The 12,225-nt window shown below is 62.0% G+C and carries 11 protein-coding genes; 8 read left to right on the forward strand and 3 right to left on the reverse strand.

Features of this window, described 5'->3' with window-relative positions; translation table 11 throughout:
- Positions 1–3: 3 nt before the first annotated feature.
- Both ABM562_RS24090 and ABM562_RS24095 read right to left on the reverse strand, forming a co-directional pair.
- Positions 4–1,971, reverse strand: a complete 1,968-nt coding sequence (locus ABM562_RS24090; RefSeq protein ID WP_115087956.1) for a MacB family efflux pump subunit — start codon at positions 1,969–1,971, stop codon at positions 4–6.
- The gene (locus ABM562_RS24095) at positions 1,972–3,150 is read right to left on the reverse strand and encodes an efflux RND transporter periplasmic adaptor subunit (protein ID WP_115087955.1); all 1,179 of its coding nucleotides are present in this window, start codon (positions 3,148–3,150) and stop codon (positions 1,972–1,974) included.
- A gap of 227 nt (positions 3,151–3,377) precedes the next feature.
- Here ABM562_RS24095 and ABM562_RS24100 point away from each other — a divergent pair, with 227 nt between their 5' ends.
- The 3 genes from ABM562_RS24100 to ABM562_RS24110 all read left to right on the forward strand — a co-directional run bounded on the left by ABM562_RS24100 (position 3,378) and on the right by ABM562_RS24110 (position 5,943).
- Positions 3,378–3,857: a sigma-70 family RNA polymerase sigma factor gene (locus ABM562_RS24100; protein ID WP_115087954.1), complete on the forward strand. Its 480-nt coding sequence runs from the start codon at positions 3,378–3,380 to the stop codon at positions 3,855–3,857.
- A 181-nt stretch (positions 3,858–4,038) separates the two neighbouring features.
- A complete protein-coding gene (locus ABM562_RS24105) occupies positions 4,039–4,524 on the forward strand; it encodes a histidine kinase (RefSeq protein ID WP_115087953.1) in 486 nt (161 codons plus the stop codon).
- A gap of 108 nt (positions 4,525–4,632) precedes the next feature.
- Positions 4,633–5,943, forward strand: coding sequence for an MFS transporter (locus ABM562_RS24110; RefSeq protein ID WP_115087952.1), 1,311 nt, complete (start codon positions 4,633–4,635; stop codon positions 5,941–5,943).
- 64 nt (positions 5,944–6,007) lie between these two features.
- Here the strand turns inward: ABM562_RS24110 and ABM562_RS24115 are convergent, their stop codons facing one another.
- Positions 6,008–7,672 carry an electron transfer flavoprotein-ubiquinone oxidoreductase gene (locus ABM562_RS24115; protein ID WP_134063073.1) on the reverse strand — a complete coding sequence of 555 codons (1,665 nt, stop codon included), beginning with the start codon at positions 7,670–7,672 and terminating at the stop codon, positions 6,008–6,010.
- 544 nt (positions 7,673–8,216) lie between these two features.
- Between ABM562_RS24115 and ABM562_RS24120 the strand changes: the two genes are divergently transcribed.
- The 5 genes from ABM562_RS24120 (at position 8,217) to ABM562_RS24140 (ending at position 12,005) form a co-directional block, all read left to right on the forward strand.
- Positions 8,217–8,966, forward strand: coding sequence for an electron transfer flavoprotein subunit beta/FixA family protein (locus ABM562_RS24120; RefSeq protein ID WP_010224703.1), 750 nt, complete (start codon positions 8,217–8,219; stop codon positions 8,964–8,966).
- Complete coding sequence (locus tag ABM562_RS24125) at positions 8,967–9,896, forward strand: electron transfer flavoprotein subunit alpha/FixB family protein (protein WP_115087950.1); 930 nt, start codon at positions 8,967–8,969, stop codon at positions 9,894–9,896.
- 115 nt (positions 9,897–10,011) lie between these two features.
- Positions 10,012–10,836, forward strand: a complete 825-nt coding sequence (locus ABM562_RS24130) for a substrate-binding periplasmic protein (RefSeq protein WP_460423579.1) — start codon at positions 10,012–10,014, stop codon at positions 10,834–10,836.
- A gap of 9 nt (positions 10,837–10,845) precedes the next feature.
- Complete coding sequence (locus ABM562_RS24135) at positions 10,846–11,199, forward strand: DUF4398 domain-containing protein (protein ID WP_115087948.1); 354 nt, start codon at positions 10,846–10,848, stop codon at positions 11,197–11,199.
- The gene (locus ABM562_RS24140; protein ID WP_115087947.1) at positions 11,196–12,005 is read left to right on the forward strand and encodes an OmpA family protein; all 810 of its coding nucleotides are present in this window, start codon (positions 11,196–11,198) and stop codon (positions 12,003–12,005) included. The genes ABM562_RS24135 and ABM562_RS24140 overlap by 4 nt, the downstream gene beginning before the upstream one ends.
- Positions 12,006–12,225: the final 220 nt, after the last annotated feature.

Genomic DNA, 12,225 nt, shown 5'->3' on the forward strand with positions numbered 1-12,225 from the left:
GGATTATTCGCTGGTTAGGGCTTTGACCGGGTCGAGGCGGGCGGCTTTGCGGGCCGGCATGAAACCAAACACCACGCCGGTGATCACTGCACAGGCAAAGGCGCCGAGCACGGCGGGCAAGGAGAAGGCCACGGCAATATCGGCCAGGAGCAACACGCCGCCAATCAACAGCGCCAGGGCAATGCCGGTGACGCCGCCGACCATCGACAGCAGCACCGCTTCACTGAGGAACTGGCGCAGTATGTCGCGCTGGCGCGCACCGGTGGCCATGCGGATACCGATCTCGCGGGTGCGCTCGCGCACGGTCATCAACATGATGTTCATCACCCCGATGCCGCCGACCAGCAACGAGATCGCGGCGATCGAGCCAAGCATCAGTGACAGGCTGTTCTGGGTGCGCGCTTCAGCCTGGATCAGTGCGGCATCGTTGGTCAGTTCGTAGTCGTGCTTGCCGTGGTGGAGCTTGCGCATCAAGCGGTCGATGGCCGCTTCGGTGTCGGCAACCCGGCGTGAATCGGCGGCGGCGATGGTCACGTACTCCGGGTCGCGGCTGCCGAACAGGCGGATGGCGGCGGCCGAGTAGGGCACCACGATACGCTCGTCGCTGTCCTGATCGCCCGAGCTTGCGCCTTTGCCGGCGAGAATGCCTACCACCTGGAAGGGCACGTTCTCGACCAGGATGTACTGGCCGATGGGATCAATTCCGGCACCGAAGAGTTTCTCGCGCACTTTCTGGCCGATGACCGCCACGGCCGCCGCGCTCTGTTCGTCGGCTTCGGTGAAGAAGCTGCCCTCGACCACCGGCCAGTTGAAGATCTCGGAGAAGTAGGTGTTGTTGCCGCCGACATAGAACTGCTGGTTGTTGTTGCCGTAGCGCACCATCAACGAGTTGCCGATCACCGGCATGATCATCTTCACCTGGGGCAGGCTGGACACCGCGGCAACGTCATTGAGGGTGATGACGCCAGCCGGTTCGCGCAAGGTGGGCGCGCTGCCGCTGAGATAAAGGATGTTCGAGCCGAAGGCGGCCATCTGCGCCATGACCTGGCGCTTGCTGCCTTCGCCGACCGCCAGCATGACCACCACCGAGGCTACGCCGATGACGATTCCGAGCAGGGTCAGGGCAGTACGGAAGCGGTTGATCCACATGATCCGCCACGCCGCCTGCAGGGCTTCGACCAGCTCGCCTTTCCAGGCGCCGCTTGCGGTTGCGCCCTGATCCAGGCGCTGGCGCAGGTCTTCGGCCTGCAAGCCAGGGGCGGTGGGGGCAGGGCTGTTTTGCGATGCCGCCGAGTCACTGAGCACCAGGCCGTCACGAATCTCGATGACCCGGTTGGCCCGCGCTGCAACTTCGCGGTCGTGGGTAATCAGGATCACCACGTGACCCTGACTGGCCAGTTCGTCAAGCAGAGCCATGACCTCGGCACCGCTCTGGCTGTCCAGCGCGCCGGTCGGTTCGTCGGCAAGGATGATGTGTCCGCCGTTCATCAGCGCACGGGCAATCGACACCCGTTGCTGCTGGCCGCCGGATAATTGGTGCGGACGGTTGCCGGTACGGCTGGCCAGGCCCAGGCGGTCGAGCAGGGCAGCGGCGCGGGCATGGCGCTCGACGGCGGGCGTGCCGGCGTAGATCGCCGGCATCTCGACGTTCTCCTGCGCCGAACCCGAGGCAATCAGGTGATAACCCTGGAAGACGAAACCGAAAGCTTCGCGGCGCAGCCAGGCCAGCTCATCACTGTCGAGCTCGGCGACGTCCTTGCCGGCGAAGTAATAGTTGCCCGAAGTGGGGCGGTCCAGGCAGCCGAGGATGTTCATCAGTGTCGACTTGCCGGAGCCGGAGGCGCCGACAATGGCAACGAACTCGCCGGGGTGGATGGCCAGGCTGATGCCGCGGACCACCTCAACCTTGGGCGTATCGACACCGCCATAGGACTTGCGGATATCGCGCAGTTCAATCAGGGGTGTGGACATTCAACCCCCGCTCGCGGCAGGTGCGCCGATCAGCAGGCGCTCGCCTTCGGCCAAGCCGTCGAGCACCTGCACCCGCAGGCGGTCGCTCAATCCGGTGCGCACCTGGCGCTGGTTGACCTTGCCGTTGCTGTCGAGCACCTGGGCGATGCGCAGGTCATTGCCATCGGCGTGTTCATCCAGTGCCGCTACCGGCACCGTCAGGACCTTGCTGGCCTGCCCGGCGACAAAGAACACCTGGGTGGTCATCTCCGCCATCAGGGCGTTGTCCGGGTTGTCGACATCCAGCAACACGGTGTACAGCACCACTTTGCTGCTGGCGCCACTGCCACTGGAACTGTTCGGACTGCCGCCGCCCTGGCTGGACTGGTCCAGGGGTTTTGGCGGCACCGGCAGGATTTGCCGCACGTTGCTGGTCCAGCGGCGCTTGCCGCCGGCCAGGGTGGTGAAGTAGGCCGGCATGCCAGGTTTGACATGACCGATATCGGCTTCGGAGACCTGAGCCCATACGGTCATCGGCGATAACTTGGCAATGCGCAGGATCAGCGGAGTTTGCTGCTGGGCGTTGAGGGTCTGGCCTTCGCGGGCATCAACGGCGACCACGGTGCCGGACATCGGTGCGTAGATCCGCGTGTACCCCAGTTCGGCTTCGTCGCTACGCAGGTTGGCCTGTGCCTGGCGGATCTGTGCGCGGTACATGTCGATGCGCGCCTGGGTCACCTTGAGCTGGGCCTGGGCGCTTTGCACGTCTTCATTGCGGGTCGCGCCCCCGGCAGCCAGGTGGCGTTGGCGCTGGTACTGTTGCTCGGCCAGTTGGTACTGGGCTTTCTGCTCATCGAGCTGGGCCTTGAGGTTGTCGATCGAGAAACGCCCGGCATCGAGTTTTGCCTGCTGGGTCGAGGGATCGATTTCCACCAGCAATTGACCTTCCTTGACCTGATCGCCCACTTCTACATGCAGCTTGCGGATTTGTCCGGACGCTTGCGCACCGACATCTACGTAGCGCCTGGGTTGCAGAGTGCCCAGGGCGGTGACACTGCTTTCGATATCGCCGCGGGTCACTGCTACCGTGCTGTGCGGGTCGCCGCCAGTGGGCAGGGTTTTCCAGGCGAGCAGGGCGCCCAGGCTGAGCAGGCCCAGGCCGCAGAGCAACAGGCGACGGGTGTTGGAGAAGCGTCTCATGCGGGGTTTCCAGCCAGAAAGAGTGGCCCGTGACTACAGCCTGTCGCCCTATCACGACAGGCACGGGAAGCTCCCAGATAAACGAGGTGATTAGCGCAGAATTTACCGGGAATGGTTCTGAGCTTGCTGAGAATAATTATAATTTGTATTATTGCATACTGCCATCATCCTTATCCGCTCACCCTTGAGTCAGAGAATTCCCTTCGATGTCGCGGTCAGGTGCTGTGTTGGAAAACTACTATCGCGAACTGGTGAGTTTCCTTTGTGCTCGTCTGGGAAATCGGCAGGCAGCCGAAGACATTGCTCACGATGCCTACATCCGCGTGCTTGAACGCAGCGGTGGCAGTGAAATCGAACACCCGCGGGCGTTTCTCTACCGCACGGCCCTGAACCTGGTGATCGATGGCCATCGGCGTGGCCTGCTGCGTCAGGTCGAGCCGCTTGAAGTGCTCGACAGCGATGAGCGTTTCTTTTCCCCCGCGCCGTCCCAGAGCATGGACCTGAACCAGCGCCTGGAGTTGATGCAGCGCGCCCTGGCCGAACTCAGCCAGCCGTGCCGCGAAAGTTTCCTGTTGCGCAAGCTTGATGGCTTGTCGCATCCGCAGATCGCCGAGCGCCTGGGTATTTCGCGCAGTGTGGTGGAAAAACATATTGTTAACGCCATGAAACACTGCCGGCTGCGCATGCGCGATTGGGAGTCGCAGTAGGCGGTGTGCGTGGGAATTTGTGAAAATTCCGTAGAGGCGTTGCTTGATTTATGTCGATTTCCCGACAACTATCAGTAAAGACCCTTTATCTGGCGAAGTGCCCGCCAATAGCCTGCAATTGATGATCTGGCGCAGTATGGTCAAGGAACGTCGTTAACGCTCTCAGCCTTGGTCATAAACGATGCCGAACAAATCGCTGCGGATCCTGATTGCCGACGAGCACCCAAACCAGTTGCTGCAACTGGAGCGGATGCTCAATGGCATGGGCTATTACCGCATCGCTCCGGTCGAGAGCTTCGAAGATTTGCAGCGTCTGGTGCAGAGCGCACTGCAACCGTTCAATCTGCTGCTGGGCAATATCGACCTGGCCAGCCATGCCGGGGTCGACCTGGAGCGGTTTTGCCGGGTCAATCCACAGATCCAGCACGCCTTGTTGTACGAGTCGCAACATCTGAAGATCCCCTCGATTCCCGACAGCCAGCGCCGGGCAGTGAATATCAGCCTGCCCAAGGTCCCGGACAACGAGACCATTCAGTCCTTCATGAACATCATCGACTCGCCCCAAGTGATCGGGCGCCTGCCCGGCATCCCCGAGCACGCCCCCCTCCAGGGCTATGCCCCGCGGCGGATGAACTTCGCCCAGACCGCGTTTTCCCGTCAGTCCTGAGCCTGGACCGGCCTTTGCGCTGGGTATGGCCGGGCGGCTTTTGCTATCCTCTGGCGTTTGCCCTGACGCGCGCGATCGCGCAGGCTCCGATCACTTGCGGATACCTCTATGACTGCCACTGACCCTGCGCGCCCGCTGCGGCTGTCGCGCAGCGACCACAAGACCCTGGGCCTGGCAGCCCTGGGCGGGGCGCTGGAGATCTACGATTTCATCATCTTCGTGTTCTTCGCCCTGACCCTGAGCCAGTTGTTTTTCCCACCGCAGATGCCCGAATGGCTGCGTTTGCTGCAGAGCTTCGGCATCTTCGTCACCGGTTACCTGGCGCGGCCGCTGGGCGGCATCCTGATGGCCCATTTTGCCGACCACCTGGGACGCAAGCGGGTGTTCAGCCTGAGTATCCTGATGATGGCCTTGCCGTGCCTGCTGATCGGCGTGATGCCCACCTACGCCGATATCGGCTACGCGGCGCCGCTGATCCTTTTGGCCTTGCGCATCCTTCAGGGCGCGGCGGTAGGGGGCGAGGTGCCAAGCGCCTGGACCTTCGTCGCCGAGCATGCGCCAGCCGGGCGGCGCGGTTATGCCCTGGGCTTCCTGCAGGCGGGGCTGACCTTCGGCTACCTGCTCGGCGCCTTGACCGCCACGGCGCTGGCGCAACTGTTCAGCCCGCAGGAAATCCTCGATTACGCCTGGCGCTATCCATTCCTGCTCGGCGGCGTGTTTGGCGTGATCGGTGTGTGGCTGCGCCGCTGGTTGAGCGAGACGCCAGTGTTCCTGGCCTTGCGCGAGCGCCGTGACCAGCCGCCTGCATTCCCCCTGCGGACTGTCTTGCGCGAGCATCGCCGCGCCTTGATCCCGGCCGCGCTGCTCACCTGCGTGCTGACCTCGGCGGTGGTGGTGCTGGTAGTCATCACCCCGACGGTGATGCAACAGCGCTTTGGCATGAGCGCCGGGCACACCTTCGCCTTGAGCAGCATGGGCATCGTCTTCCTCAACATCGGCTGCGTGCTGGCAGGCTTGCTGGTCGACCGTATCGGCGCCTGGCGTGCCTTGATGATCTACAGCCTGCTGCTGCCACTGGGTATTGCCGGCCTCTATGCCAGTCTGGTCGGTGGCTGGGGCTGGACCGGCATGGCCTACGCCCTGGCCGGACTGGCCTGTGGGGTCGTCGGGGTCGTGCCGTCGGTGATGGTCGGGTTGTTCCCGGCGCAGATTCGGGTGTCGGGCATTTCCTTCACCTACAACATTGCCTACGCCTTGTGGGCAAGTACCACTCCGTTGCTGCTGATTGCCCTGATGCCGTGGAGCCCATGGGTGTGTGTGGGCTTCTGTCTGATCATGGGGGCGGTGGGCTTGCTGACGGCGATGTACTTCGGTGCGCGAGAAGCGACTACCTTCGAAGACGAAGCTGTACGCTGCTGAATTGCGGCCATTGAAAAGCCCCCTGGCCACTACGGCGAGGGGGCTTTTGTATTTACCGGTAGACTTACATGTTCGGGTAAGTCGGGCCGCCGGCGCCTTCCGGGGTGACCCAGGTGATGTTCTGCGAAGGGTCCTTGATGTCACAGGTCTTGCAGTGCACGCAGTTCTGGGCGTTGATCTGGAAGCGCTTGCTGCCGTCTTCCTGAGTGACCACTTCGTACACGCCTGCCGGGCAGTAACGCTGGGCCGGCTCGTCGTACAGCGGCAGGTTGGTACCGATCGGGATGCTTGCATCGGCCAGTTTCAGGTGGCACGGCTGCTCTTCTTCATGGTTGGTGCTGGAGAGGAACACCGAGCTCAGCTTGTCGAAGCTCAGCTTGCCATCCGGTTTTGGATAGTCGATTTTTTTCGAGTCGGCGGCCAGCTTCAGGCACGCGTAGTCCGGCTTGGTGTCGCGCAGGGTGAACGGCAGCTTGCCGCCGAACCAGTTCTGGTCGACGTAGTTGAACGCCGCACCGAAGATCGGGCCGAACTTGTGCATGGCCGGGCCGAAGTTACGGCTGGCGAACAACTCTTCATGCAGCCAGCTGGCCTTGAACGCTTCGACGTAGCTGTTGAGCTGGTCGCCGCCTTCGCTGCCGGCCAGCAGGGCGTCGGCCACCGCTTCGGCGGCGAGCATGCCGGACTTCATCGCGGTGTGGCTGCCCTTGATCTTGGCGAAGTTCAGGGTACCCAGGTCACAACCGATCAGCGCGCCACCGTTGAAGACCATCTTCGGCAGCGAGTTCAGGCCGCCTTTGCTGATGGCGCGGGCGCCATAGCTGATGCGTTTGCCGCCATCGAGGTACTTGCTGATCACCGGGTGGTGCTTGAGGCGCTGGAACTCATCGAATGGCGACAGGTAGGCGTTGCTGTAGGACAGGTCGACGATCAGGCCGACCACCACCTGGTTGTTTTCCAGGTGATAGAGGAACGAGCCGCCGGTGTTCTCGGCGCTTATCACGTCCAGCGGCCAGCCGGCGGTGTGCACCACCAGGCCTTGCTCGTGCTTGGACGGGTCGACTTCCCAGATTTCCTTGAGGCCGATACCGTAGTGCTGAACGTCGGACTCACTGTCGAGGTTGAAGCGCTTGATCAGCTGCTTGCCGATATGGCCCCGGCAGCCTTCGGCGAACAGGGTGTACTTGCCGCGCAGCTCCATGCCCGGGGTGTACAGGCCTTCTTTGGGATTGCCTTCACGGTCGACACCCAGGTCGCCGGTGATGATCCCGCGGACCACGCCGTTTTCGTCGAACAGCGCTTCCTGGGCGGCGAAGCCCGGGTAGATTTCCACGCCCAGGTTCTCGGCCTGCTGGGCCAGCCAGCGGCACAGGTTGCCCAGGGAGATGATGTAGTTGCCCTCGTTGTGCATGGTCTTGGGCACGAACAGGTCAGGGACCTTGATCGAGCTGCCAGCATCCTTGAGCACATAGATGTCGTCGCGTTTGACTTCGGTGTTGAGCGGGGCGCCGAGCTCTTTCCAGTCCGGGAACAGTTCGTTCAGGGCGCGCGGTTCGAACACCGCACCGGAGAGGATGTGGGCGCCGACTTCCGAGCCTTTCTCGACCACGCAGACGCTGATTTCGTTACCGGCTTCGGCGGCCTTCTGCTTCAGTCGGCAGGCGGCGGACAGGCCAGCCGGGCCAGCGCCGACAATGACCACGTCGAATTCCATGTATTCGCGTTCCACAGGTTCTCTCCTACTCAAGGCTCATCGGTTTTTCTTTGTTGGCGGGTGTCAGGCGGTCATTTTTCAGACGCTCGGGCTGTAGCTCGAGCGATGACGGACTACACCGCTTTCTCTTGGCCGCGCATTATATCTACACCACTCGCGGGGTCCAATACAAACGTTTGTTTGAATTTGCCGCAGGCCAGTAAAATCAAAGAAGCGCGGCTTGAAGCTGACCGGTTTGCCGTATTGACCGGATTGGGCGTTACGGTCAAGATACGAGCGGTTTTGCGCTCGCCGTAGGCTGACCGTCGGATGCAGGAGCACCCCTAAAAACCAGGCGAAAAGCAGGGCAGTTACGCCACAACCCGCTTTGTAGTGGAGTTTACACGCCACGACAAATAATGCCCCACGGGTTTTGCAACTGACAGGCCGAATCGAGACTGCTAGGTCAGGGTTAAATTCGTCCACCTGTGATCGTTTTTAGAGGTGCCCTTGTACCCACGCGCAATCGCCGGGTTTGCCCCAGGCGACATTCTTTTCACCGGAGAGTAACGAGGAATCCATGAAGGTTCTTGTAGCTGTCAAACGAGTGGTCGACTATAACGTCAAGGTTCGCGTCAAGGCGGACAACTCCGGCGTCGACCTTGCTAACGTCAAGATGTCCATGAACCCCTTCTGCGAAATCGCCGTAGAAGAAGCCGTACGCCTGAAAGAGAAGGGTGTTGCGAGCGAGATCGTCGTCGTTACCGTCGGCCCGGCCACTGCCCAGGAGCAACTGCGTACTGCCCTGGCACTGGGTGCCGACCGCGCCATCCTGGTCGAATCGGCTGAAGAGCTGACTTCGCTGGCCGTGGCCAAGCTGCTCAAGGCAGTGGTCGACAAAGAGCAACCGCAGCTGGTAATCCTTGGCAAGCAAGCCATCGACAGCGACAACAACCAGACCGGCCAGATGCTGGCTGCGCTGAGCGGTTACGCCCAGGGCACCTTCGCCTCCAAGGTCGAGGTTGCTGGCGACAAGGTCAACGTCACCCGTGAAATTGACGGCGGTCTGCAGACCGTTGCGCTGAACCTGCCAGCCATCGTCACCACCGACCTGCGCCTGAACGAGCCACGCTACGCGTCGCTGCCGAACATCATGAAGGCCAAGAAGAAGCCGCTGGAGACCGTTACTCCAGACGCGCTGGGCGTTTCTACCGCCTCCACCAACAAGACCCTGAAAGTCGAAGCGCCGGCTGCCCGCAGCGCCGGTATCAAGGTCAAGTCGGTTGCTGAACTGGTCGAGAAACTGAAGAACGAGGCGAAGGTAATCTAAATGACTATCCTGGTTATCGCTGAACACGAAAAAGGTGCCGTTGCCCCGGCCACCCTGAACACTGTTGCTGCTGCCGCCAAGATCGGGGGCGACATCCACGTGCTGGTCGCTGGCCAGAACGTCGGTGGCGTCGCTGAAGCTGCCGCCAAGATCGCCGGCGTTGCCAAGGTCCTGGTTGCCGACAACGCCGCCTACGCTCACCAGCTGCCAGAGAACGTCGCGCCGCTGGTAGCCGAGCTGGGCAAGGGCTACAGCCACGTGCTGGCACCTGCCACCTCCAACGGCAAGAACATCCTGCCACGCGTTGCCGCGCTGCTGGACGTCGACCAGATCTCCGAGATCATCTCGGTTGAATCGGCTGACACCTTCAAGCGTCCGATCTACGCCGGTAACGCCATTGCCACCGTGCAATCGAACGCTGCCGTCAAGGTCATCACCGTGCGTTCCACCGGCTTCGACGCCGTTGCCGCCGAAGGTGGTTCGGCTGCCGTTGAAGCCGTCGCTGCTGCCCACGACGCTGGCAAATCGGCGTTCGTTGGCGAAGAGCTGGCCAAGTCCGACCGTCCTGAGCTGACCGCTGCCAAAATCGTCGTTTCCGGCGGTCGCGGCATGCAGAACGGTGAAAACTTCAAGCACCTGTACGCCCTGGCCGACAAGCTCGGCGCAGCCGTTGGCGCTTCGCGCGCTGCGGTCGACGCAGGTTTCGTACCCAACGACATGCAGGTCGGTCAGACCGGCAAGATCGTTGCACCACAGCTGTACATCGCCGTCGGTATCTCCGGCGCGATCCAGCACCTGGCCGGCATGAAAGACTCCAAAGTGATCGTTGCGATCAACAAGGACGAAGAAGCGCCGATCTTCCAGGTGGCCGACTACGGCCTGGTGGCTGACCTGTTCGAAGCCATCCCTGAGCTGGAGAAGCTGGTTTAATCCAGCCGCTTCACTTATAAAAGAGCCCGGTCCGTTCGGGCTGTGCAGGCCAGCCTTGCACAGCCCGGCGGACCGGGCTTTTTCATTCGGGCTAAAAAGATCAGGGAGTCGTTGCATGGGATGGCGTGGCCGGATAAACACGGCGCTGGTGGCTGCTGCGGTGCTGATGCCGTTGCAGGCCTGGGCGGTGGGTAAATGCGAGCGGCTGGTGGCCACCGGCAGCCCCGATGCCCCGCCGTATTCATGGCGCGACCCGCAGGATCCCAAGCACCTGATTGGCGCCAACGTCGACCTGTTCAGGCAGGTTGCCGGCGAGTTGGGCCTGAAGATTGAAGTCCTCGACAGCGGTACCCGCAGTCAGGCGTTGGATGAGGTGCGCAGCGGGCGCGTCGATCTGTTGATCGATTCACCCTTCGCGGTGGCCGAACTGACCACCGTCGACTATGTTCACCCGTCGTTGCTGAGCAATGAATACGTGGTCTGGACTCGTCACGATTCGCCACTGGTTTACAACACCTTGTCCGATTTGCACGAGCATCAAGGCAGTGTGTCGGAGAAAGCCCGGCTGACGCCCGAATTTTCCGCCTACGCCAAGAGTCAGTTGAAGCTGGCGCCGGCGCAGAACCTGACCCAGGCATTCCAGAAACTGCTGCTCGGCCAGGTCGACTATGTGCTGGCCGGTCGCTACGCCGGCATGGCCATGGCCCAGACCCTGGGCATGAGCAACGAGCTGATTGCCCGCGGCTTGCCCCTGGACCGCCCTGGGCTGTACCTGGCGCTGTCGCATAATTCGGCATGCAATGACGCCTGGTTACGCGGACAACTGGCAAAAAAACTGACAGAATTGCCGGCCTCCGGCGTGTCCCAAGCGGTACTGCAACGTAATGTCGAGCGCTGGAAAGCGCAGATGCAGGCACCGCTGGATGCCCCTAAACAGTAGGAAGATTGCGTGAGAACTCATTCACTATTCGCCGCCCTGGCGCTGCTGGCCCTGGCCGGATGCGCCAATGACCCGGCCCCCAATGAACAGCTACGCCTGTCCGAACAGGCGCTGGAGCAGGCCAAGGCCGTTGGTGCCACCGATGAAGTGGCAGAGCTGAAGCTGGCTGAAGACAAACTGGCCCGCGCCCGCGCCAACATGACCAGCGAATCCTATCGCGACGCGCGCATGCGCGCCGAGCAGGCCGAGCTCGATGCACGCCTGGCCGAGGCCCAGGTGCTGACGGTCAAGAGCAAGGAGCAGCTGGACTTGCTGCAGTCGCGGGTCAATCGCCTGCGTAAACAGTTGGGAGAGCAGCGGTGAGTTCGATCAAACCTTTGGCGGCATTATTGTTGGTCGGGGTAGTGGGCCTGCAGGGCTGCGCCAGCCAGCGCAGCGAGACGGCGCTGGATGAGGCCACGGCCAAGTTCCAGACGGTCAAGGACGATTCCGACGTGTTGCGCAGTGCGCCGCGTGACGTTATCCGTGCCGGTGAATCGCTGGCCCGTGCCGAGCGCTTGTCCAGTTATCTGGGGACCGGTGCCGATGTGCGCCACTATGCCTACCTGAGCCAGCGCTACAGCGACATTGCCCGCGAGCACAGCAACCTGGTCCTCAATCAGGAGCGCCTGGCCAAACTCGAGCTCGAGCGTCAGCGCCTGCAGTTGGCCCTGCGCGAAGCCAAGCTTGCCAGCGTGCAGCAGCAGGGCAAGTGGCTGGAGGCGCAGATCGTCAGCCTGGCCACTGAGCAGAGCGACCGTGGTCTGGTCATGACCCTGGGCGACGTGCTGTTCGATACCGGCCATGCGGAGCTGAAGAACTCCGCCAGCCGTACCGTGCTCAAGCTGGTGCAGTTCCTCCAGCTCAACCCCAAGCGGGTCGTGCGTATCGAGGGTTACACCGACAGTACCGGTGCGCCGGAAGACAATCTCAAGCTCTCCCGTGATCGGGCTCAGGCAGTGGCCGACATGCTGATCGATCTGGGTGTCGATGAAAAACGCATCCAGGTCGAAGGGTACGGCGACCAGTATCCGGTCGAGGCTAACGCCTCGGAGCGGGGCAGGGCGCAGAACCGTCGGGTCGAGATCGTCTTCTCCGACGAAAAAGGCAAGCTCGGCGCCGCACGCTGAGTAATAGATGAAGAAACCCGGTGAGTGTCCCTCTCCGGGTTTTTTATGGCTCTTCAGGGGCTTGGGTTGGGTTTTTGAAGCTGCGGGCTTATCCATTCGGTGTGGTGCGGCTGCCGGCCCCTTCCGCCTTTACGGCGGCCTACTTTTCTCTTGGGAAAAGGTAGGCAAAACCGCTTGCTCCTGCATACGGCCCTACGCTGCGCTTCGGGTCCCCTCGCTA

It is taken from the genome of Pseudomonas sp. ZL2 (genome assembly GCF_054788455.1).

Excerpts from the sequence above, each read along its gene's own strand:
- ABM562_RS24090 (WP_115087956.1), bottom strand. The coding sequence starts at position 1,971 with ATGTCCACACCCCTGATTGAACTGCGCGATATCCGCAAGTCCTATGGC.
- ABM562_RS24095 (WP_115087955.1), bottom strand. The coding sequence starts at position 3,150 with ATGAGACGCTTCTCCAACACCCGTCGCCTGTTGCTCTGCGGCCTGGGC.
- ABM562_RS24105 (WP_115087953.1), top strand. The coding sequence starts at position 4,039 with ATGCCGAACAAATCGCTGCGGATCCTGATTGCCGACGAGCACCCAAAC.
- ABM562_RS24110 (WP_115087952.1), top strand. The coding sequence starts at position 4,633 with ATGACTGCCACTGACCCTGCGCGCCCGCTGCGGCTGTCGCGCAGCGAC.
- ABM562_RS24120 (WP_010224703.1), top strand. The coding sequence starts at position 8,217 with ATGAAGGTTCTTGTAGCTGTCAAACGAGTGGTCGACTATAACGTCAAG.
- ABM562_RS24125 (WP_115087950.1), top strand. The coding sequence starts at position 8,967 with ATGACTATCCTGGTTATCGCTGAACACGAAAAAGGTGCCGTTGCCCCG.
- ABM562_RS24130 (WP_460423579.1), top strand. The coding sequence starts at position 10,012 with ATGGGATGGCGTGGCCGGATAAACACGGCGCTGGTGGCTGCTGCGGTG.